This is a genomic window from Nocardia sp. NBC_01503, from assembly GCF_036327755.1.
GTDB lineage: Bacteria > Actinomycetota > Actinomycetes > Mycobacteriales > Mycobacteriaceae > Nocardia.
The window spans coordinates 6,659,101-6,678,405 of record NZ_CP109596.1 but is presented as its reverse complement, the minus strand read 5'-3'; the positions used below and the strand labels follow the sequence as shown (position 1 = coordinate 6,678,405).

General features: G+C 65.4%; 19 protein-coding genes. 12 read left to right on the top strand and 7 right to left on the bottom strand.

Going from position 1 to position 19,305, the window contains the following annotated elements; genetic code table 11:
• Positions 1-26 precede the first annotated feature (26 nt).
• Positions 27-1,211: an RNA-guided endonuclease InsQ/TnpB family protein gene (locus OHB26_RS30520; protein ID WP_442942751.1), complete on the bottom strand. Its 1,185-nt coding sequence runs from the start codon at positions 1,209-1,211 to the stop codon at positions 27-29.
• Positions 1,212-1,271: 60 nt separating this feature from the next.
• Here OHB26_RS30520 and nuoL point away from each other — a divergent pair, with 60 nt between their 5' ends.
• The 3 genes from nuoL to nuoN are packed head-to-tail and all read left to right on the top strand — an operon-like array spanning position 1,272 to position 6,399.
• Positions 1,272-3,152 (top strand): NADH-quinone oxidoreductase subunit L, encoded by a 1,881-nt coding sequence (gene nuoL / locus OHB26_RS30515; protein WP_330180711.1) that lies wholly within the window; start codon positions 1,272-1,274, stop codon positions 3,150-3,152.
• Positions 3,149-4,765 carry an NADH-quinone oxidoreductase subunit M gene (locus OHB26_RS30510; protein ID WP_330180710.1) on the top strand — a complete coding sequence of 539 codons (1,617 nt, stop codon included), beginning with the start codon at positions 3,149-3,151 and terminating at the stop codon, positions 4,763-4,765. Before nuoL ends, OHB26_RS30510 begins: the two co-directional genes overlap by 4 nt.
• A gap of 14 nt (positions 4,766-4,779) precedes the next feature.
• Positions 4,780-6,399 carry an NADH-quinone oxidoreductase subunit NuoN gene (nuoN, locus tag OHB26_RS30505; protein WP_330185827.1) on the top strand — a complete coding sequence of 540 codons (1,620 nt, stop codon included), beginning with the start codon at positions 4,780-4,782 and terminating at the stop codon, positions 6,397-6,399.
• A gap of 59 nt (positions 6,400-6,458) precedes the next feature.
• Here nuoN and OHB26_RS30500 read toward each other — a convergent pair whose 3' ends face one another.
• Positions 6,459-7,184, bottom strand: coding sequence for a TetR/AcrR family transcriptional regulator (locus OHB26_RS30500; protein WP_330180709.1), 726 nt, complete (start codon positions 7,182-7,184; stop codon positions 6,459-6,461).
• Positions 7,185-7,278: 94 nt separating this feature from the next.
• On the opposite strand from OHB26_RS30500, the gene OHB26_RS30495 reads away from it, so the two are divergent.
• Entirely contained in the window at positions 7,279-8,403 is a 1,125-nt protein-coding gene (locus OHB26_RS30495) for an FAD-dependent oxidoreductase (RefSeq protein WP_330180708.1), read from the top strand.
• Positions 8,404-9,113: 710 nt separating this feature from the next.
• Here the strand turns inward: OHB26_RS30495 and OHB26_RS30490 are convergent.
• Genes OHB26_RS30490 through OHB26_RS30480 form a run of 3 tightly spaced genes read right to left on the bottom strand, consistent with a single transcriptional unit; the run spans position 9,114 to position 10,763 of the window.
• Complete coding sequence (locus tag OHB26_RS30490; RefSeq protein WP_330180707.1) at positions 9,114-9,542, bottom strand: nuclear transport factor 2 family protein; 429 nt, start codon at positions 9,540-9,542, stop codon at positions 9,114-9,116.
• A 14-nt stretch (positions 9,543-9,556) separates the two neighbouring features.
• Positions 9,557-10,123, bottom strand: a complete 567-nt coding sequence (locus OHB26_RS30485) for a TetR/AcrR family transcriptional regulator (protein ID WP_330180706.1) — start codon at positions 10,121-10,123, stop codon at positions 9,557-9,559.
• 4 nt (positions 10,124-10,127) lie between these two features.
• Entirely contained in the window at positions 10,128-10,763 is a 636-nt protein-coding gene (locus OHB26_RS30480) for a hypothetical protein (RefSeq protein ID WP_330180705.1), read from the bottom strand.
• A 203-nt stretch (positions 10,764-10,966) separates the two neighbouring features.
• Here OHB26_RS30480 and OHB26_RS30475 point away from each other — a divergent pair, with 203 nt between their 5' ends.
• Positions 10,967-12,559, top strand: coding sequence for a GMC family oxidoreductase (locus tag OHB26_RS30475; RefSeq protein ID WP_330180704.1), 1,593 nt, complete (start codon positions 10,967-10,969; stop codon positions 12,557-12,559).
• On the opposite strand, the gene OHB26_RS30470 is transcribed toward OHB26_RS30475, so the two are convergent.
• Complete coding sequence (locus OHB26_RS30470) at positions 12,546-13,565, bottom strand: helix-turn-helix transcriptional regulator (protein ID WP_330180703.1); 1,020 nt, start codon at positions 13,563-13,565, stop codon at positions 12,546-12,548. The two genes, OHB26_RS30475 and OHB26_RS30470, sit on opposite strands and share 14 nt — an antisense overlap.
• Before the next feature lie 105 nt (positions 13,566-13,670).
• Here OHB26_RS30470 and OHB26_RS30465 point away from each other — a divergent pair, with 105 nt between their 5' ends.
• The 3 genes from OHB26_RS30465 to OHB26_RS30455 all read left to right on the top strand — a co-directional run bounded on the left by OHB26_RS30465 (position 13,671) and on the right by OHB26_RS30455 (position 15,655).
• The gene (locus OHB26_RS30465) at positions 13,671-14,072 is read left to right on the top strand and encodes a RidA family protein (RefSeq protein WP_330180702.1); all 402 of its coding nucleotides are present in this window, start codon (positions 13,671-13,673) and stop codon (positions 14,070-14,072) included.
• 308 nt (positions 14,073-14,380) lie between these two features.
• Entirely contained in the window at positions 14,381-15,232 is an 852-nt protein-coding gene (locus tag OHB26_RS30460) for an SMP-30/gluconolactonase/LRE family protein (RefSeq protein ID WP_330180701.1), read from the top strand.
• 180 nt (positions 15,233-15,412) lie between these two features.
• Positions 15,413-15,655: a hypothetical protein gene (locus OHB26_RS30455; RefSeq protein WP_330180700.1), complete on the top strand. Its 243-nt coding sequence runs from the start codon at positions 15,413-15,415 to the stop codon at positions 15,653-15,655.
• A 33-nt stretch (positions 15,656-15,688) separates the two neighbouring features.
• Here OHB26_RS30455 and OHB26_RS30450 read toward each other — a convergent pair whose 3' ends face one another.
• Positions 15,689-16,555, bottom strand: a complete 867-nt coding sequence (locus OHB26_RS30450) for a helix-turn-helix domain-containing protein (RefSeq protein ID WP_330180699.1) — start codon at positions 16,553-16,555, stop codon at positions 15,689-15,691.
• A gap of 117 nt (positions 16,556-16,672) precedes the next feature.
• On the opposite strand from OHB26_RS30450, the gene OHB26_RS30445 reads away from it, so the two are divergent.
• From OHB26_RS30445 to OHB26_RS30430, 4 genes are all read left to right on the top strand, one after another.
• Positions 16,673-17,074 carry a GlcG/HbpS family heme-binding protein gene (locus tag OHB26_RS30445; RefSeq protein WP_330180698.1) on the top strand — a complete coding sequence of 134 codons (402 nt, stop codon included), beginning with the start codon at positions 16,673-16,675 and terminating at the stop codon, positions 17,072-17,074.
• A gap of 72 nt (positions 17,075-17,146) precedes the next feature.
• Positions 17,147-17,998 (top strand): alpha/beta fold hydrolase, encoded by an 852-nt coding sequence (locus tag OHB26_RS30440; protein WP_330180697.1) that lies wholly within the window; start codon positions 17,147-17,149, stop codon positions 17,996-17,998.
• On the top strand, positions 17,995-18,354 hold the full coding sequence (locus OHB26_RS30435; RefSeq protein ID WP_330180696.1) for a VOC family protein: 360 nt from the start codon (positions 17,995-17,997) through the stop codon (positions 18,352-18,354). The genes OHB26_RS30440 and OHB26_RS30435 overlap by 4 nt, the downstream gene beginning before the upstream one ends.
• 111 nt (positions 18,355-18,465) lie before the next feature.
• Positions 18,466-19,302: an NAD(P)H-binding protein gene (locus OHB26_RS30430; RefSeq protein ID WP_330180695.1), complete on the top strand. Its 837-nt coding sequence runs from the start codon at positions 18,466-18,468 to the stop codon at positions 19,300-19,302.
• The last annotated feature ends 3 nt before the right edge of the window (positions 19,303-19,305 follow it).

The following is a 19,305-nucleotide window of genomic DNA, read 5'->3' as shown; positions in this document are numbered from 1 at the left end:
CCACTCGGGGCCCAGGGATTTCACGCTCAGACAGCAACAGAGCCACCTGTCAGAGGGAGGTGATCCGATTGTCTTACATCATCAACACGTGTGTGGCCGCGCTCTGCCACAGCCAAAATCACTTTGGCGGCGTTCCGGTCCCGACCATTGATGTACCCGCAGCCGTGGCATCGGAAAGTTCTATCGGCGAGTCCAAGTTGATGCTTGGCTCTCGCAAAGCAACTCGAACACGTCATGCTCGTGTAGGCGGGCTGCACCAACACCACCCTCCGGCCAGCCCGCACTCCACGTTCGATCAACTCGCGCTTCGCTGCACCAATCGCGGCATCCGAAGCCTTACGCGCCATCGTGGACTTTGCCAGAAAGGTCGGCTTGAAGTCCTCCACCGCAATCAATTCATGTTTGTCAACAACTCGTTTCGCCCATATTCGCGAATCGTGCTGGGCTTGCCGGGCCGACTTCTTGTGCAGCTTTGCGGTTGTACGCGCGGCCCGCTTGTACCCGCGGGATTGTGGGCCGGGCTTGGCACGCCTACGCCTGGACATTTTCCGTTGAGATCGAGCAAGCTCCGCAGTGGTTCGAGCGCGGTGACCGAGGTACGGCAAATCGAACGAGGAGTCGGTCGTTGTGGCAGTGGTTATCACTCCCCAATCGACGCCAATGCTGCCCTCGGCGTCGGGCGCTCCCTTCACAGCGCGCCGGACAACAAACGACGCGTACCAGTGCCCGAGCGAATCTCGAGTCACCCGAACGCTTGTCGGTGCGGACGGCAGCTCACGCGACCACACCACTGGCATTCGGACGCCCTTCGCCAACACCAACTGGCCGTTCTTGATGCTGAATCCACGTTGGGTATATTCCAGCGACAGCTGAGCCGTCCTGCGCGTTTTAAACTTCGGCCGTCGTCTGCCCTTGACGGTGAAAGACTGCTCGTGTGCTTGGGCGTAGGTCCGCAACATCTGCTGTTGCGCAACCTGCGATCCTTCTCGCAACCACGCGTTACGCGCCCGGGTTTCGGTCAAGAGTTTGCTCAGACTGCAAAATGTTGGCCTGTTTCCCGATTTCTGTTGATGGACAGCCTCATTCCACAGGAACCGGCAGCGGTGCCACTCGGCCAGCAATGCGACCTCGGCAGTGCGGCCCGGCCGCAAGCGGAAGCTGTACCCCACCACCTCATCCACACTCAAAACCTTAGCCGCGACCACCGACATCGAAAGGAGGACGGCGCTATCTCCACCTCGTGAACGAGGAGGTATCCGCGCCAAAAACAAATGACCACGACGTTGTGGCTGCTGCCGGCACTGCCCCTCGGCGGCGCCGTATTCCTGTTGCTGGTAGGACGATTCACCGATAAGTGGGGCCATCTACTCGGAACCGTCATGGCGCTGGGCTCCTTCGGGGTCGCGGCGTGGGCGTTCTCCGACATGCTGGGTCGTTCCGATGCCACCCGCGCGGTGCATTACAGCCTGTTCAGCTGGTTGCCGGTGACGGGGCTGAAGGTCGACGCCGCACTGCAATTGGATCAGCTGTCGATGTGTTTCGCGTTGCTGATCACCGGTGTGGGATCGCTCATCCACATCTATTCGATCGGCTATATGTCGCATGATCCCGGACGGCGCAGGTTCTTCGCGTACCTGAATCTGTTCCTGGCCGCGATGCTGGTGCTGGTGCTCGCCGACAACTACCTGGTGCTGTACCTCGGGTGGGAGGGCGTGGGTCTGGCCTCATACCTGCTCATCGGGTTCTGGTACCACAAGCCTTCGGCCGCAACGGCGGCCAAGAAGGCGTTCATCGTGAACCGGGTCGGCGATATGGGTCTGGCCATCGCGCTGATGATCATGTTCGCGACCTTCGGGAGCATCGACTTCCGGACCGTCTTCGGCGCCGCGCCGCAGGCGAGCTCCGGAACCGTCACGGCCATCGGGCTTTTGCTGCTGCTGGGAGCCTGCGGTAAGTCCGCTCAGGTTCCGCTGCAAGCCTGGCTCGGGGACGCGATGGAGGGTCCGACGCCGGTGTCGGCGCTCATCCACGCGGCCACCATGGTCACCGCCGGTGTGTATCTGATCGCGCGATCCAATCCGATCTTCGATCTGGCTCCGGGCGCGCAGGCCGCGGTCATGGCGGTCGGTGCGATCACGCTGCTCTACGGCGCGATCATCGGTTGCGCCAAGGATGACATCAAGAAGGCCCTCGCGGCGTCGACCATGAGCCAGATCGGGTACATGATTCTCGCCGCGGGCCTCGGCCCGGTCGGTTATGCGGCGGCCATCATGCATCTGCTCACGCACGGATTCTTCAAGGCCGGACTGTTCCTCGGCGCGGGCTCGGTCATGCACGCCATGGATGACGAAACCGATATGCGGCGGTACGGCGGATTGCGCAAGCTGCTGCCGATCACCTACGTCACCTTCGGGCTCGGATACCTCGCGATTCTCGGCATTCCCCCGTTCGCCGGGTTCTGGTCCAAGGATCGGATTATCGAGGCCGCCTTCGCGCACGGCGGATTCGGTGGAATCATCACCGGACTAGCGGCATTGGCGGGCGCGGGTATCACCGCGTTCTACATGACCCGCGTCATGCTGCTGACGTTCTTCGGTGAAAAGCGTTGGAAGGAAGGCACGCACCCGCATGAGGCCCCGGCCTCCATGACCGGGCCGATGATTCTGCTGGCCTTCGGTTCCGTCGCCTCGGGCGCGCTGCTCGCCTATGGTTCGTCGCTGCAGAACTGGTTGGCTCCGGTCGTCGGAACCCATCACGGCGAGCCGATCATTCCGGTGTGGGCCATCACCTTCTTCGCGCTCGCGGTGGTCGCGGCCGGCGTGTGGGTGGCCTACGACCAGTACGCGACGCATCCGATTCCCGAAACCGCTCCCGCCGGAACGCCTCTCACCCAGGCCGCGCGCCAGGATCTCTACGGTGACGCGTTCAACGAGGCCGCGTTCATGCGGCCCGGCCAGCATGTGACCCGCTCGCTGGTGTTCGTCGACAATCGCGGAATCGACGGGTTGGTCAACACCACCGCCGCCGTCATCGGCGGCCTGTCCGCCCGAATCCGGCGGGTGCAGACCGGTTTCGTGCGCTCGTACGCCCTGTCCATGTTCACCGGCGCGGCACTGGTGGCCGCCGCCCTGCTGGCGGTGAGGTTGTTTTGAGTGACTTTCCCTGGCTGACGACGCTGTGGGCGGTTCCGCTGGTCGGGGCCGCGCTGGTGCTGTTCTTCCCCTCCTCCTGGCGTACCGGGGCGCGTTCGTTCGCGCTCGCGGTATCGCTCGGCACGCTCGGGGTGGCGATCTGGCTGGCCACCCAGTTCGAATCCGGTGGCGCGCAATACCAATTCGTGGAATCGCGGGAGTGGATTCCGGCCTTCGGGGCGGGTTACACCCTCGGTATGGACGGCATCGCGCTGGTGCTGGTGCTGTTGACCGCCGGACTCATGCCGCTGCTCATGCTCGCGGGCTGGCAGGATGAGCGTGAGGTCGGCAACGGGCCGCGGGTGGTGCACTACTACGTGGCGCTCATGCTGGTCGTGGAATCCATGGTGCTGATCTCCTTCACCTCCCTGGATATCCTGCTGTTCTACGTGTTCTTCGAGGTCATGCTCATCCCGATGTACTTCCTCATCGGCGGGTTCGGGCCGCGCACCGGTGATGCGGCGGTGCGGGCGCAGCGGTCCCGGGCGGCGGTGAAGTTCCTGCTGTACAACCTGTTCGGCGGATTGATCATGCTGGCGGCGGTCATCGGACTGTATGTGCTGACCGCTCGGGAGAAGTTGGGCGCCAACGGAAGCGGCACCTTCGATTTCCGGACCGTCATGCATGCCGCGAACACCGGACAGCTCGGAGCCGGACCGGTGGTGTTGAACGCGCTGTTCCTCGGCTTCATGTTCGCGTTCGCGGTGAAGGCTCCGCTGTGGCCGCTGCACACCTGGCTGCCCGACGCCGCGGTCTCGGCCACACCGGCGAGCGCGGTGCTCATGATGGCGGTGGTCGACAAGGTCGGAACCTTCGGCATGCTGCGCTACTGCCTGCTGCTGTTCCCTTCGGCCACTTCGACTTACGCGCCGGTGATCTGCGTGCTCGCGGTGATCGGAATCATCTACGGTGCGCTGCTGGCCATCGGGCAGACCGATGTCATGCGGCTCATCGCGTACACCTCGATCTCGCACTTCGGCTTCATTATTCTCGGCATCTTCGCGCTCACCACGCAGGGCGGGACCGGGGCGACACTGTACATGGTCAATCACGGGATCTCGACCGCGGCGCTGTTCCTGATCGCGGGATTCCTGGTGTCGCGCAGGGGAACCCGGCTCATCGCCGAGTACGGCGGGGTGCAGAAGGTCGCGCCGATTCTGGCGGGAACCTTCTTCATCTCCGGTCTGGCCACGCTCTCACTGCCCGGGCTCGCACCGTTCATCAGTGAGTTCATGGTGCTGATCGGGACCTTCACCCGATACCCGGTGGCGGCCGTATTCGCCTCCACCGCACTGGTTCTCGCCGCGCTCTACATCCTGTGGATGTACCAGCGCATGATGACCGGTCCGGTGAAGGAGGGTAATGAGCGGCTCTACGATCTGCTGCCGCGCGAAATGCTGGTGGTGGTGCCGTTGATCGCCGCGCTGCTGTTCCTGGGCGCGTACCCCAAGCCCGTGCTCGATCGGATCGATCCGGCGGTGGCGCGGACCCTCACCACCATCGGACAGCATGATCCGGTTCCGGCCGTGAAACCGGAAGCCGCCCAGACGTCTAGCGGAGGTGCTCACAAGTGAGTGCTACACCCCTGATCCTCGCTGTATCCAATTCGCCGCTCGCGGCGGCGGCAGTGCCCGCACCGAGTATCGAATACCGCAATCTCTCCCCGATGCTGATCGTCTTCGGTGTCGCCGTGGCCGGGGTGCTGGTGGAGGCGTTCGCGCCCAGGCAATCCCGGTATCTGATCCAACTGATCCTCGGGCTCGGCGGCATGGGCGTCGCGCTCGGCGCGGTGATCGGACTGCGCGGTACCAATGCGACCGCGGTGTCGGGTGCCGTCGCCATCGACGGTGTGACGCTGTTCCTGCAGGGCACCATCCTGGTGGTGTCGATTCTCGGACTGCTGCTCATCGCCGAACGTCGCGCGGATCGCATGCCGATTCACAAGGAGGGGCCGGGCACCTGGAGTCTGGCCGCTTCGCGTGGGGTGGATGCCTTCGCGCCACAGGCGGCCGCCATGCCCGGCAGCTCCGATGAGGTCGCCGCCACCAAGGCGGGCGTCGCGACCACCGAGGTCTTCCCGCTCACGCTGATGGCGGTGGCCGGGCTCATGCTCTTCCCGGCCTCCAATGATCTGCTGACCATGTTCGTTGCGCTGGAGGTGCTTTCGCTTCCGCTGTATCTGCTGTGCGGGTTGGCTCGGCGGCGTCGGCTGCTCTCGCAGGAGGCGGCGCTGAAGTACTTCCTGCTGGGCGCGTTCTCCTCGGCGTTCTTCCTCTACGGGATGGCGTTGCTGTACGGGTACGCCGGAACGGTGCGGCTGTCCGGTATCGCCGACGCGGTGGCGCGGGATACCAGCAACTCGCACACTCTCGCGATCCTCGGTGTGGCGATGCTCGCGGTCGGTCTGCTGTTCAAGATCGGCGCGGTGCCGTTCCAGTCCTGGGTTCCGGATGTGTACCAGGGTGCGCCGACGCCGATCACCGGATTCATGGCCGCCGCAACCAAGATCGCGGCCGTCGGTGCACTGCTGCGCGTGCTGTACGTCGCGGTGCCCGGACTGCGCAATGACTGGCGGCCGATCCTGGCGGCCATCGCCATCGCCACCATGGTGGTCGGTGCGGTACTGGCCATCACCCAGACCGATATGAAGCGCATGCTCGCGTATTCGTCCGTGGCGCATGCCGGTTTCATCCTCACCGCACTGGTGGCGGCCAACGACTCCGGCGTCTCCTCGGTCCTGTTCTATCTGGCGGTCTACGGCCTCGGCACCCTCGGCGCCTTCGCCATCGTCACCCTGGTCCGCGACGAAAACGGTGACGAGGCAACGGCTCTCCCCGCCTGGGCGGGTATGGGCCGACGCTCCCCCTGGCTCGCCACCATGTTCTCCCTCTTCCTGCTCTCCTTCGCGGGCATCCCGCTGACCAGCGGCTTCATCGCCAAGTTCAGCGTCTTCGCCGCGGCCTCCTCGGGCGGCATGTCCTCCCTGGTGATCGTCGGCGTTCTGAGCAGCGCCATCGCGGCTTTCTTCTACATCCGCGTCATCGTGCTCATGTTCTTCACCGACGCCCCGGCCGACGGCCCAACGGTCGTATCCCCCACTCTCACAACAACGGTCATCGCTATGACAGCGGCCGCAACCCTCGTCCTCGGCATCTTCCCGCAGCCGTTGCTGGACCTGGCCGAGCACGCCGCGACCTTCGCGCACTGACCTCGACCGTCCCCCGGCCCGCAGCGAATCCCGCTGCGGGCCTTTCTTTTCCGTGTGGGTCAGCCGGATGCGGGGACCAGATTGTTCAGGAGCAGACCGAGCGCGAACTCGAAGCGGTCGCGCCCGGTGCCGGAGATCAGCTCGGCGGCATGGCGTCGAGTCTGCGGGAACTTCTCGGCGGGTAGTGCGGTGAAGCGGTCCAGCAACTCCTCGTGGCTGAGCACCCATTCCTGATTCGGGCGCTGTCGCCGTTGCTGGACCAGCGACTGCTCCAGCGCATAGGCGCTGACGTAGAGGGATAGCGCGTCGCGGGTCCATCCGGCGGTCCGCGGCTCGATGCCGCCCGCGAGCAGGATCGCCAGAATCCCTTCACCCACCCGTAGCGTTTCCAGATTGGTCGACACCATGGCCAGCGCGGCGCGGGAGATGCCCGGATATTTCAGGTACAGGTCGCGGATCTGGGTGTACACCCCGACCAGCTGCTCACGCCAGGCGGCCGGGTCCGGTTCGGGGAGTACGACTTCCGCGTAGAGCCTGCCGATCAGCAGGTCGTCGATATCGTCCTTGTTGACGATGTGCGCGTACAGCGACGACGGACCGGTCCCGAGCACCGTGGCGACCCGGCGGATGGTCAGTGCGTCATACCCCTCGATGGCGACGACTTCCAGAGCGGCGTCGGTGATTCGCTCGATGGTGATCGGCTTCTTACGGGGCGTCGGCGCCGCGGAGTCCGCCGCGGGTTGGGCATGGCGAGCTGCGCGGCGTTGACGGGGATCGGCGGGCATGGCGATCACTATAGCTTGACACGAACTTAGTTCGTTGCGTAGAACTTAGATCGTCATAACGAACTTAGTTCGTATCGATATTCGGAGGTGTGTGATGCGTGTTTCCGTGATCGGAGCCGGTCTGGGTGGTCTGGCTCTCACGCAGGGGCTGCGCGGTGCCGGTATCGAGGCCGAGGTTTTCGAGCGCGACCCCGGAATCGTCGCGAGGTTCCAGGGCTACCGACTCGTGCTGAACCCGGTCGGTTTCCAGGCGGTGCGTGACTGTCTGCCCACCCGCTGGCACCCGCTGCTGGACGAGATAGTCATGGACGCCGCCGCCGAGCAGTTGGTCCTGGACCCGCAATTGAACGAGATCGGCAAGCTCGGCGCGGGCCGGACCGGCATCGTGGTCGACCGGCAGGTGCTGCGTCAGCTGTTGCTGACCGGCCTCACCGTGCACACCGATGCCACGCTGACCGGATACGACGTTCTGGCCGACGGCAAGGTCCGAGCCCGATTCGCTCGTCACGACCCGGTCACCGCCGACCTGCTCGTCGGCGCGGACGGCGTCACCTCCGCGGTCCGCGGGGTGTTGTCGCCGCGGACCACCCCGACCGATACCGGTGTCCGATTCGTCATCGGCCGCACCCCGCTGACCGACGAATTCGCCAGCCTGTCAAAGGCATACGGCTCGAAAATCGCGGGCGACGGCGTCGGCCTACTACTCGGCGCGATGCGCTTCCGCACCCCACCGAAGCGGGCCGCCGAACAACTGGCCCCCGAAGTCACCCTGCCCGACATCGGCGATTACGTGCGCTGGGCCATGATCCTGCCGCCGAACGGTTCACTGCGGGACCTGACCGCGCAGGACGCCGTGCTGTCCAGGATGGAAGGTTGGCATCCGGAGTTGCGCGCGCTGATCGAGCAGGCCGACCCGGACAACAGCACGCTCCTGTCCATCCGGGTGGTCAAGCCTGGTGAGCGCTGGCCGTCCGGCCCGGTCACACTGCTCGGCGACGCGATCCACGCCACCTCCCCCACCGGCGGCAACGGCGCGAACACCGCCCTGCGCGATGCCGACCTACTGCGCCGCTGCCTGATCGCGGCCGACGCAGGCCGCAGGGACCTGCTCGGCGCGGTCGACGACTACGAGCGGCAAATGTTCGAATACGGTGCCGAGGCCGTGCGCACCAGCCTCGAGCGGCTGCCCGCCTTCGCCCCCGAAGCAAAACTGTCCTGAGGCGAACGAATCTCTGCCGATACCATCCCTCCGCCCAGAGCAATCTGGCACGCGTCCAACGGCATTCGGTTCGGCGCCGTAACCTACCGCGAGTGGTGACATGAACTGTGGTCGTCCGATAATCGGTCGCGCTGCGCGTGGCTTGAGTTATTACCGTGCACTTGTGCAGGTCATTTCACGAATCGCTGCCACGGGCGCACGAAAGAGAAGTCAGGCTAAGGAGTTACAGCAGAGGAGCAAAATCGGTGGGGCACTGCGATAGCCGTGGATATGGTGCTGTCCAGGCGGCGACATCGGCGGGACACCGCCGCCTGGCTCCGGTCACATCGGCATGTTGGGGAACATCATGTTCCACATGCCGCGCAGCATGTCCATCATTTGCATGCACATAGGCATAGTGCTCACCTCCTTCAGGATGCGGCGCAGCCCCGACTCCGTGCCATTTGTGTGGTACCCGGATCCGTCCCGACTATTCGCCGTCCCCCGGAAACCCATCTGCCGCCACCTCGAACGCGGATCCTCGCCGATGATCGGGCGCTGCTGAATCTCGGCGATCCACCCACACCGGCCCCTGGCCCGGTCGCCCGTCCATTACTGACCCGGATTGGCCTGCGCGCCAACATGAACCCACTTCCGGCAATCCATTCCCGCCCATGAGGTGCGCACAACCCTGCTCGACGACAACGTACTTCGGTGAATAGTGTTGCGCGTCAGGCCAATCGGGTGGGTAGTGGGGCGAGGGTGTAGTTCTGCCAGATGTAGTTGTCCATTTGGTGTTGGTCGCCGGAGAGGTTGACTACGCGGTCGACCTTGCCGTCGGGGTTGAAATGCCAGACCAGTGCCCAGATGGTGTCCACTGCGCCTTCGCCTGCGGTGGAGTAGCCGCGGTGGATGTCGACCACGTATTCGTCGTTGGCTTCGAGGAAGAAGGTCTCGGCCTTCATACCCGCTTTGGCCAGCTGGTTGAAGAAGGCGAGGACCTCGTCGATGCCGTGCTTGGTGCCGGAGAGGGCGTGGTGGCCGGGGATGGTCCAGGTGATGTCCTCGGTGAGAACCGCGCGCATGCCGTCGAGGTCGTAGCGGGCGTAGGCGTCGAAGAAGGCGGAGATGGCGGCGATCTTCGGATCTTGTTCGGTCACAATGTCTCTCTTGATCAGTGCGGCATGGCGCGGAATTCGGTGTGCAGGGCGTCCTGCAAGCGTTCGAAGGTGTCGTCGACGGATTCGGGGAGGCCGAAGCCGCCGGCGGATTCGAGGGTGACGATGCCGTGACAGACGGTGCGGACCATGCGTACGGCGTGGACGAGGTCGGTGTCCGAGAGGTGGTAGCCGCGCAGGGCCGCGGTCAAAACCTGGTAGGCACGGGTCGCGACCTGGATGTAGGTGTCATCGTCGGCGGCGGGGGCGACGATGCCCGCCATGTAGCGGCCGGGATGGGTGCGGGCGTAGGAGCGGTAGGCGGTGCAGATCGCGCGCAGGGCATCGCGGTCGGAGAGTCCGGCGGTGGCGTCGGCCAGGACGGTGGCCAGTTCGCCGACGGAAAGCACTGCCACACCGCGTTTTACGGCTTCGAGGTTGTCGATGTGCTTGTACAGTCCGGGCAGCGAGACCCCGCACCGCTGTGCCACCGCGGCCAAGGTGAGTCGTTCCAGGCCCACCTCGTCCGCGACCAGGGCGGCTTCGGCGATGATTCGCTCGGGGGTGAGACCGGCACGGGGCACGCGGTTACCGATCCTTTCGGCCCAGGACGACACCGGTCCCGGTGATGACGACGAGCAGCAGCGGTCCGGACACGTAGGCCAGCGTAGCCAGGCCCTGGATCAGGAACAGATACCCGATCCCGGAGGCCACGATGGCGACCGCCATGGCAATCGCGGTGTAGTTCAACCACCGGGGCAGCACCCCGGAGATCGCGGCCGCGACCGCGAGCCCGGCCAACAGGAACATCTTCACCCCGTCGAACCGGCTCACCAGTTCGAAGAGCAGATGCGCGGAATCGGGCGAACCGGTGCGAGCCAAGGCCAGTCCGAGCAGGAACTGCGTGAACGAAATCAACGCTGCCGCAACGCCCGTCACCGCCGCGAGCCGGGCGGCGAGTCGCGAGCGAGTCGCGCGAGCCAGTGCCACCGAGACCACCGCCAAGCCGATGGCGGGCAGCCCTTCGGTCAGCAGGAACTGCACGGCGAACGCGCCGGTGTGGCCGGACAATTCGCGAATGATGTCACTGCCGGAATCGGCGAATACCGGAGCGGGCGCGCCCACCGCCAGTCCGGCGATCCAGGAGACCGAGTAGGCGATGCCGACAGCGTCGGGGAGGGAGGTGAGCAGGTGGGGGCGAGGCAGGGTGACAGCGGTCGACATGGCAGGAAACTCCCGTATGGTTAGTGCTAGTAACTGTAGGTTAATATACTTAACTTTGACGGGCAAGGGCCAGCCATTTCGGAGGCTGAGCCGATGGATGACCGAATCGGACGCCCGCACGCCCGTTTCGGAGTAGTTTCGCAACACGTTCCAGTTTCGGCGCTGACGCGTGGCGAAACGGTTTGGGCAGAAGGGCGCTGGTCGTGGCGGACTACATCATCATCGGATCCGGGAGCGCCGGGGCCATCATCGCCCGCAGGCTGGCCGACAGCGGCGCCGAAGTCACGTTGATCGAGGCGGGGCGGCGGGACAACACCCGGTTGGTGCGCAAGCCCGGCATGATCGGTCCGCTGCACAGCGTGCCGCAGTTGAAGAAGATCATCGACTGGGGGCATTACACCGTCGAGCAGAAGCATGCGCTGGGCCGCACCATCCCGCAGACGCACGGCAAAGTGGTCGGCGGATCCAGCTCGGTCAACGGCATGGTGTTCGTGCGCGGTAATCGGCAGAACTTCGATGATTGGGCCGCGGCAGGCAATACCGGCTGGTCGTACTCGGATGTGCTGCCCAGCTTCAAGAAGTTCGAATCGTTCGAGGACGGTGCGAACGAGTTCCGTGGCGGCTCCGGCCCGATCAAGGTGATCCGCGCGCGCGAGCTGCGGCCCGCATGCGAATCGTTCATGCGGGCATTCACCGAAACCACCGGCGTCGCCCGCAATCCCGACTACAACGGTGCCGAGCAGGAAGGCGTCTCGCTCTTCCAGCAGAGCAACAGCAATGGATTGCGCTACAGCACCGCGGTCGGATACCTCGACGATCGCCCGAAAAACCTTACGGTGCTGCCGAATACGCACGTACTGCGAATTCTGATCGAGAACGGCCGGGCCACCGGCGTGGAGTACCGGACCGAACACGGAACCGAAGTCCTGCGCGCGGATCGCGAAGTGATCGTCAGCGCGGGCGCATTCGGCTCCCCGCATCTGCTCATGCTCTCGGGTATCGGCCCGGCCGACCACCTGCGTGCCTTCGACATCGACGTGGTCGCCGACCTCCCGGTGGGCGACAACCTGCACGACCACATGTTCGTGCCGCTGACCTTCGCCATGCCGACCGCCGTGAACCGTTCCTCGCCAGGCTATTTCGCCCGAGCCTTGCTGCGCGAGTCGATGCGCGACAACAGCACCTGGCTGGCCCGCAGCGTCTTCGAGGTGGTCGCCTTCCTGCGCACCCCGTACGCGACGAATGTGCCCGACCTGCAGCTACACGTACTCCCCTGGGGCTACCCCGGCCCGAATCAAGACGCCCCGATCCGCCACACCCCCGACCCCCGCCAGTCCCTCACCATCATGGCGACGATGATCTACCCGCAGAGCCGGGGCACCCTGCGCCTGACCTCGACAGACCCCACCGCCGCACCCGCCATCGACCCCAACTATCTCGCCGAACAACGAGACCTGGACACCCTGGTCCACGGTATGGAACTGACCCGAGAGATCATGTCCGCCAATTCGATCCGCGGTTTGGTGGACGCCGAGATCGCCCCCGGACCGCAGTACCCCACCCGCGCGGACCTGGCCGCGGAGGTCCCCAACCGGGCAACCACGGTCTACCACCCTGTCGGCACCTGCCGGATGGGCGTGGACGAACGCGCGGTCGTCGACCCGACCCTGCGGGTACGTGGAGTCGAGGGCCTGCGAGTCGCGGACGCATCGATCATGCCGAGCATCGTCGGCGGCAACACCAACGCCTCCACCATGATGATCGGCGAACACGCGGCCTCGATCATCCTGTCCTGATCGGCGGGTCAGGACAGGGGTCGGCGGCGGTTCGGGGTGATTCGCCATACCGGGTCGCGACCGCGGTGGCGCGGTTGTGTAGGGCGGTGCGCAGGGAGTGCGGGGCAAGGGCCTCCGCGTCGGCGGCGAATTGCCAGAGCGCCCATTCGGCATGGCGTGCGTCCTGGAAGGTGACATCCATACGCAGCCAGCCGTTTTCGTCGATTTCCTCGTGATGAACGGCCAGCGCGGTGGCTGCCAATTCGTCTCGCCGAGCCGGGTTCACCCGCGCCAGCACCGCAATGTGATTGCCGCCGGTACGAAATCGCGTGCTGCGGTCTTGCCAGGCGCGGTCCAGGTCGACTCGGTCCGGTCGCTCCGCCGGTTCGGAGAGTTCCGCCGCTGCCGATACTCGGGACAGGCGGTAGGTCCGGTCCGCGCCGGATTTCGTCGCGAGTAGGTAGCCCTGGTCGCGAACGATGACGAGTCCGATCGGGTCGACCGTGCGCCACGCGGGAGCCTGGTCGAGGGCCGCGTAGTGGATACGGAGTTTGTGTCCGGCGAGGACGGCGCTGCGGATCTCGGTCAGGATGGTGGCGGGTACCTCGTCGGCGGACAGTCGACGCGACAGCAAGTCTGCCTCGGGGTCGATGAGTAGTCGCTCGGCCACGTCGGCCGCGGTAGCGCGGTAGCTTTCCGGTAGCGCGTCGACGACTTTGAGCATTGCCGAGGCGAGGGCGGAGCCGAGCCCGAATGCCTGTGCGCCACGGCGTGATCCGGCGATCAGCAGGGCGAGTGCCTCATCGTGATTGAGTCCGGTGAGTTCGGTCCGGAACCCGGGAAGCAATGCGAACCCGCCGTGCCGCCCACGTTCGGCGAAGACCGGGACACCGGCCGAGGAGAGTGCCTCGATATCGCGCAGCACGGTGCGGGTGGACACCTCCAGCTCGTCGGCGAGCTCGGTTGCGGTCAGTCGACCGCGCTGGCGTAGCAGCAACACCAGCGACACCAACCGGTCGGCACGCATGAAAGAACTCTAGCGAATACACGACACAGGATGTCGTATTTCCTTGGGAGGCTGACCACTACGACGTCACAACCGGTGTGAGTCGAAGAATCGAATGGAGCCGATGTGGTAGCCGAGCGAACCGCAGTCAACCCGGTGACCTGGTCGAAGGAACTGGGATTCAACCAGGCCGAGATCGTCACCGGTCACACCCGAACCCTCTACTGCTCCGGCCAAACCGCAATGAGCCCGGACGGCCGCCCCCAGCACCTCGGAGATATGGCAGCCCAACTCGCACTGACCCTCGACAACCTCGAGGATGTCCTGAAATCCGCCGACATGTCCCTGGCGAACCTGATCCGCCTCAACGTCTACACCACCGACGTCGATCTCCTGTTCCAGCACTATGGCGTACTCGCCGCCCGACTGGGCGCCGCGGCGGTAGCCCCGACAACCACCATGCTCGGAGTATCCCGCCTGGCAATCCCCGGCCAGCTGGTCGAACTCGAGGGCACCGCCGTCGACTAGCGGAGAGCTGCTTTTCGGCCGCGCCCCTCCACTTCGGCGCCTGTGAATTTTCCCCTGGCCTATGAGACCACCGAATTCATCCGGCGGCCGTGAGGCAGAACGGGTGGCCGGGTGGATCGAGCAGGACCCGCCATTTCTCCGGGGCGCAGTAGTGGGTGGGTTTGGTCGCGTCGCAGCCGATTGCGGCCTGCCGCAACGTCTTTCGATCTCCTCCGCAGGGGTCCCCGTTTGCGACCCCACTATGGAGCGATGAGTTTTCCGGGCCTGGGCCGTCAGCAGTAGTGGATCACTCTATTCGGAGGTGAAGGATGACCGGAAGTCCTGCGTTCCTGGTGCCCACCGTGCTGTTGGAGGGGCTGGCGCTCGGGGAATCGCCGCGCTGGCATGACGATCGACTGTGGTTGTCGGATTGGCTGGGCGGGGAGGTGATGTCGGTCGACGCCGAGGGCAAGAAGACTGTCGAGTTGGAGATGTCCGGAATTCCGTTCTGCTTCGATTGGCTGCCGGATGGGCGGCTGCTGATCCTGTCGAATGCGGACGGCCGCACACTGCTGCGCCGCGAATATGACGGAACCCTGGTCACGCATGCCGAGCTCGCGGATATCTCCAGCTATCCGTGGAATGAGATCGTGGTCGATGCGCGCGGGAACGCGTACATCAACTCCATCGGCTACGACATGATGGCCGGCGAGGACCCGAAACCCGGTGTGCTGGCGGTGGTTACGCCCGACGGCAGCGTCACGCAGCTGGCGGATGATCTGCATTTCCCCAACGGTATGGTCATCACCCCCGACGGTTCGACCCTCATCGTCTCCGAATCGCACGCGAAACGGTTGACCGCCTTCGATATCGCCGCCGACACCACCCTGAGCAATCGCAGGGTCTGGGCCGAGGTGGACGGCTATCCGGATGGCATCTGCCTCGATGCCGAGGGTGCGGTCTGGGCCGCCGCCATGGACCGTTGCCTGCGTATCGAGGAGGGCGGCCGGGTGCTCGCGCAGGTTGAACTGGATCGTTCACCGTTCGCCTGCATGCTCGGCGGCGACACGCTGTACATCGTCGCCGCGGAATGGAAAGGCGCGGAGGGTATGACACCGGCGAACCGAACGGGCCGAGTCCTCACCGTGCAAGCCCCGGCGCCACGCGCAGGGCATCCCTGACCTGGGCAATCATGTGGCACTTCAATAACTTCGGATGCGCAGTCCGCGCGCGTGCCATACCGTTGAGATCATCCCGAGCCGGACGAATGGGAGGACGGGCAAATGCGGCACGAGCCAGCGGCGATCGGTTTCCTTCGCCATGACGTGTCCGGAACGCACCAGCGGTGGGATCAAGCCCAAATGCGCCAGCTCGCAAGGCGTTTGGGCTACGACCTGTGTCGAACACTGGTATACGGGCCGGAGATGGGCGAACTCATGCAGGAGGTCCGTGACGCGATATCCCGGAATGAGGCCGACGCGGTCATAACGCCCAGCCTCGAACATTTCGACGGTGAGATCCCCGACCCCCTGGTGCAGGTGGCCGATGTCATCACGGTCTCCCCCGAGAACACCTACGCCCGCTGGCGCACCAAGCCCTTTTGACCGCGAGCGAAGACCTGCTGAAGGACCGGCACTTCATCGATCCGATTCGAGCGCGCGAGCTTCCTCGGTGCGCGTGTCCGGGGATTGCGCCGCCCATGAGGCCAGGATGCGCAGCGCCTCATGGCTCGGTGAGCCGATCGGTGCGGTGTAGGTGACCAGGGACTGCTCCGGAGCGGAAAGCACCTGTAGCACTTGCCAATCCAACTCCATATCGCCGACCACCGGATGATGCACGCGCTTGCGCCCACCCGCGAGGGCGCGCACGCCGTGCCCCGCCCACCAGCGCCGGAAGTCCGCATCCCGCACCGAGAGCTCACCGACCAGCTGCATGAGCCGCGAGTCGCCCGGCGTGCGCGCGGCGGCCATCCGCAGCCGGTCCACCGCTTCGGCTGCGACCGCCTCCCAATCCTTGAACACCGCGCGCATACGCGGCTCCAGGAAAACCAGTCGGACCAGTGCGCGCTGCTGCGCCGGAATCTCGCCGAAGTCGACGAAAAGCGCTGCGGCAGCGGCATTCCAAGCGAGGATGTCGGTACGCGGGCCGAGTACGAAGGCCGGTGTCGGCAGCGTATCCAATAGATCGCGGACAGCCGGACTCACTTCCGGCACGAGCGGACCGGATCGGTCGGGCCGCACCTGCACCAACATGCGCAGATACTCATGCTCCGCGGCGGTGAGGCGTAGCGCCCGCGCGATTCCCGCCAGCAGATTCTCCGAGGCCGCCGCGACGCGGCCCTGCTCCAGTCGCGTGTAGTGGTCCACGCTGACCGCGGCCAGCATCGCCACCTCCTCACGGCGCAGGCCCTTGACCCGGCGCGGATTGCCGATGGGGGGCAGGCCGACATCCTCCGGGGATACGGCAGCTCGCTTCGCCTTCAGGAATTCGCCCAGCTCACTCACCGGTCCAGTCTCGCATTCGGTGACGCGGTGTGCCTGGGGGTGCGATCCCCAGGCACACCGCCCCCGGGCATGACACCACCCTGGTTGAGGATCGTGAACGCCGCGAATCTCATTGGCATGACGAATATTTCGCTCGACACCGCAGCCCGCATCACTGCCGCCGGAATCAAGGCGGCCACCGCCATCGAGACGCCGATGAATATCGCGATCGTCGATGCGGCCGGGCATCTGCTGCATTTCGCGCGGATGCGGGACGCCATGCTCGGCTCCATCGACCTCGCGCAGCGCAAGGCCAAGACCTCCATCCTCTTTCATATTCCGAGTGCGCTGCTGGGCACGCTGTCCCGGCCCGACGGGCCGATCTACGGCATCGAGTTGAGCAATGACGGACTCATCTCCTTCGGTGGCGGCCTGCCGATCGCCGACGCCGAGGGCCACGTGATCGGCGCGGTCGGCGTCTCGGGCGGCACCGCCGATCAGGACGTCCAGGTCGCGCAGGCTTGTCTGGCGGCGCTGTAAAACCGGTTTGCCCACACCATCGTCCTATGTATATTAGTTTTTACCCTAATATCCATAGGAACGAGGGTGCTGATGAGATCCGATACCTTGCGCGTGTCCGGTGCGAACATCTACTACGAGGTGCGCGGGAATGGTCCACTGCTGCTGTTGATTCCGGGCGGCGGTGGGGACGCGGCCGTCGTGGATCCCATCGCGGATCTGCTCGCCGAGCGGTTCACGGTGGCCTGCCTGGACCCGCGCGGGTACTCACACAGCACCATCGACGACGGCGCACCGCTGGATCAGCGGGTCGAGGTGCAGAGTGCTGACGTACACCGGCTGATCACCCACCTCACCGATGAGCCCGCATACGTATTCGGCGGTAGCAGCGGTGCCATCGTCGGCCTGGATCTGCTCGCCCGGCATCCCGAACGGGTACACCGGCTCGTCGCACACGAACCGCCCTGCTTCGCAATCCTTCCCGACGCGGACGCGCAGGCCGCGTTCGTCGACGAGGTCTACACCCTCTTCCGCACCGAAGGACTCGGGGCGGCCGGAGCGCGTTTCCTCCGGGGCATCGGCGGCACCATGAAGCCGCTGCCAGATCCCGCGAGCCTGCCGCCCCGCGCTCAGGCCATGATGGCGCGACTGCTGGCCAACTCCCCCATCATGATGGAACACGAACTGCGCCAATTCACTTCACACATCCCCGATATCGAGGCCCTCGTGAAGGTCGCCGACCGCCTGGTCCTGGCCGTCGGCCGCGAAACCGGCAACCATCTCCCCGCCCGTCCGGCGGCGGTCCTCGCCGAACGCCTTGGCCTCGAGGTGACCCGATTCCCGGGCGGCCACAGCGGATTCACCGACGAACCGGAGGCCTTCGCCAACTTGCTCCGGGACGCCTTTCCGATTCAGCCAGGTCGCGCTGTTAGCGTCGGCACATGATCAATGGTGCGCACACCATCATCTACGCCTCCGATGCCGAGCGAGCGCGGGCTTTCTTCCGCGATGTGCTCGATCTACCGAATGTCGACGCCGGTGGCGATTGGCTGATCTTCAAATCCCCGCCCGCGGAGGTCGCCTTTCATCCGGCCGCACCACCGGAGAGCGGTTTGCACGCGCTCTATTTCATGTGCGACGACCTCGAAGCCACCATGGCCGAGCTCGCGGGCAAAGGCGTGGAGTTCAATTCGGATATCAGCGAGGCCCGCTGGGGGCGAATCACCACCTTTCTGGTGCCGGGTGCGGGAGAGGTCGGGCTGTATCAGCCGCTGCACCCGCTCGCTTACGACCTGGAATGACCGTCGGACAGACGTGAGTGTTCATCTCCGATGCTGTTCCCGTCGTGCGCTTCTCGTGTATTCCTGAATATGGGCGATCCATTCGGGAGCCGCCGGTGAAGGGGTGCAAGCATGTTCGTGGTGACGGGTGCGACCGGCAATGTGGGCGCGGAGTTGGTGCGGGCCCTCGCGGGAGGTGACGAGCCGGTGCGGGCCCTGGTGCGTGATCCGAAGCGCGCGAAGCTGCCGGAGGGCGTCGAGGGCTTCGCGGCGGATCTGACCGCGCCGGAGACACTTTCGGCGGCCTTCGCCGGAGCGCGGGCGGTATTCCTGCTGCCCGGGTATCCGGGTGTGGCGCAGACGGCGGTGAAGGCCGGTGTCGAGCATATCGTGCAGCTGTCGGGTGTCTCCGCGGCCACCGGTGATACGAGCAATGCCGTGACGCGGTACATGATGGCCTCCGAGCGGGAGGTCACCGAATCCGGTGCGGCATGGACGATTCTGCGGCCGTGCGCCTTCGATTCGAACGCACTGCGCTGGCTGCCCCAGCTCGCGGCGGGGGACGTGGTGCGCGCACCGTTCCCCGAGGTCCGCACGGCATCGCTGGACTCCTACGACCTGGCGGCGGTGGCCTCCCATGCCCTGCTGAACGACGCCTACCGCGGCGAAATCCTATGGCCCACCGGCCCGGAACCGCTGCGCCCGGCCGATCAGGTGGCGATTCTGGCGCGGATTCTGGACCGCGAACTGGTCTGCGTCGGGCTCACCGACGAGCAGGCGCGCGCGGATATGCTGCGCGACACCCCCGTCGAATACGTGGACGCCTTCTTCGACTTCTACGTCGACGGCGCGATCGACGAATCCATCGTCCGCCCGACCGTCGAGGAGATCACCGGCCGCCCACCGCGCACCTTCGCGCAGTGGGCCACCGTGCACGCCGACGCCTTCCGGGACGGCGCCACCGAATAGGCC

Bases quoted from the DNA above. Each gene is read 5' to 3' on its own strand.
- OHB26_RS30460 (WP_330180701.1), top strand. From the start codon at position 14,381: ATGACCGGAAGTCCTGCGTTCCTGGTGCCCACCGTGCTGTTGGAGGGG.
- OHB26_RS30495 (WP_330180708.1), top strand. From the start codon at position 7,279: ATGCGTGTTTCCGTGATCGGAGCCGGTCTGGGTGGTCTGGCTCTCACG.
- OHB26_RS30520 (WP_442942751.1), bottom strand. From the start codon at position 1,211: ATGTCGGTGGTCGCGGCTAAGGTTTTGAGTGTGGATGAGGTGGTGGGG.
- OHB26_RS30445 (WP_330180698.1), top strand. From the start codon at position 16,673: ATGACGAATATTTCGCTCGACACCGCAGCCCGCATCACTGCCGCCGGA.
- OHB26_RS30470 (WP_330180703.1), bottom strand. From the start codon at position 13,565: ATGCGTGCCGACCGGTTGGTGTCGCTGGTGTTGCTGCTACGCCAGCGC.
- OHB26_RS30430 (WP_330180695.1), top strand. From the start codon at position 18,466: ATGTTCGTGGTGACGGGTGCGACCGGCAATGTGGGCGCGGAGTTGGTG.
- OHB26_RS30435 (WP_330180696.1), top strand. From the start codon at position 17,995: ATGATCAATGGTGCGCACACCATCATCTACGCCTCCGATGCCGAGCGA.
- OHB26_RS30440 (WP_330180697.1), top strand. From the start codon at position 17,147: ATGAGATCCGATACCTTGCGCGTGTCCGGTGCGAACATCTACTACGAG.
- OHB26_RS30500 (WP_330180709.1), bottom strand. From the start codon at position 7,184: ATGCCCGCCGATCCCCGTCAACGCCGCGCAGCTCGCCATGCCCAACCC.
- OHB26_RS30480 (WP_330180705.1), bottom strand. From the start codon at position 10,763: ATGTCGACCGCTGTCACCCTGCCTCGCCCCCACCTGCTCACCTCCCTC.
- OHB26_RS30455 (WP_330180700.1), top strand. From the start codon at position 15,413: ATGCGCCAGCTCGCAAGGCGTTTGGGCTACGACCTGTGTCGAACACTG.
- nuoL (WP_330180711.1), top strand. From the start codon at position 1,272: ATGACCACGACGTTGTGGCTGCTGCCGGCACTGCCCCTCGGCGGCGCC.